Origin of the sequence: Limnospira sp. PMC 289.06, from assembly GCF_032350395.1 — a bacterium.
Lineage (GTDB): Bacteria > Cyanobacteriota > Cyanobacteriia > Cyanobacteriales > Microcoleaceae > Limnospira > Limnospira platensis.
The window spans coordinates 1-386 of the sequence record NZ_JARPLC010000520.1; the positions used below are offsets into that span (position 1 = coordinate 1).

General features: G+C 42.2%; 1 protein-coding gene. It reads left to right on the forward strand.

Annotated features, from left to right (window positions below; genetic code table 11):
- On the forward strand, positions 1-345 hold a 345-nt coding region (locus P5674_RS26085), incomplete at its 5' end, for an HNH endonuclease signature motif containing protein (RefSeq protein WP_315670509.1).
- Between the last annotated feature and the right edge of the window lie 41 nt (positions 346-386).

The window sequence follows — 386 nt, forward strand, 5'->3', positions numbered from 1 at the left end:
ACCAAAGATGGAATCCAATTATGGAAACATAAGTGGACTCCAATTGTCAGACACACCCTAATACGCCCGGAAGCAACACTTTATGACGGAAATTGGACTTACTGGGCAAACAGGAAAGGACAAGCAATCGATACGCCAAATAGAGTTGCAAAACTACTCAAGAAACCAAAAGGTAGATGTACCTGGTGTGGGCAATTCTTTACCCCGTCAGACTTTATTGAAGTAGACCATATTGTACCTAGAAGCCAAGGCGGAAAGGATGAATACAAGAATCTTCAACTATTACATCGCCATTGTCACGATGATAAAACAGCTCTTGATGAAGAGATGATGCTGTACTCTTAACAAGGAGACGGTCAAACTAGGAGCCGTATGAGGTGAAAGTC